The sequence below is a fragment of the Verminephrobacter aporrectodeae subsp. tuberculatae At4 genome, from assembly GCF_000193225.1.
GTDB classification, from domain to species: domain Bacteria; phylum Pseudomonadota; class Gammaproteobacteria; order Burkholderiales; family Burkholderiaceae_C; genus Acidovorax; species Acidovorax aporrectodeae.
In genome coordinates this window covers 1-671 of the sequence record NZ_AFAL01000812.1, presented here as the reverse complement: position 1 = coordinate 671, position 671 = coordinate 1, and the positions used below count along the sequence as shown (strand labels likewise).

General features: G+C 61.5%; 2 protein-coding genes. Both read left to right on the top strand.

The features are described from left to right. Positions 1-375 (top strand): hypothetical protein (locus VTU_RS34075; RefSeq protein ID WP_201766173.1); only part of this gene is annotated, 375 nt, incomplete at its 5' end. 37 nt (positions 376-412) lie between these two features. Next, a partial coding sequence (locus tag VTU_RS29430) for a hypothetical protein (protein ID WP_010108826.1) occupies positions 413-671 on the top strand: 259 nt, incomplete at its 3' end.

The following is a 671-nucleotide window of genomic DNA, read 5'->3' as shown; positions in this document are numbered from 1 at the left end:
GCAACCTTCTTTGGCCGGGCATACACCAGGGAAATCGATGCAGAAAAGCTACGCGCCAATGGCTTTGCCGTCGAGACAATTGGCGATGGACACTTGGTGACTCTCACTGAAAATATTTTCGACGTGGCGGACAATTTTGCACTGTTCTCTGCGCGGCGAGTCGAGTTGAAGAAATTGCTGAGACCAGGATTTATTCGACTCGCCAACGAACCTCTGAACCAAGTAACCACCAGCCCGCCTCCGGTTTCTCCCTTGGCCGCGCCCGGCACCAACGAACCTCTGAACCAGGCAACCACTAGCCCCCCGGTGGACTTCGGACCGAGGTATCCGCCCCTGCTCAATGGGTCATGGGTTATCCCAACATTGAGGGGCTGATCATCCGTTCGGACGGCCTGACGAGATCACCGCCGCCGTGGTGAACAACACCGGTCGTATCTACGGCGACAGCATCGCCATCACCGGCGCAACCAACAACAGCACCGGTGCGGGCGGCGGCGCTGCCATCGCCTCGCTTTGCTCGAAGCTGCTCGCGCTGGTGCTTTCCTGCGCCGTCGCCGTAGGTGGGGCAACGGCCAGCGTGCCCGTGGACGCGGCCAAGGTGCAGCCGATCGAGGCCGCAGCGGTGGACACCACCAGCGCCAGAAGCGCGGGTCCGGCTCAGATCAAGGCCG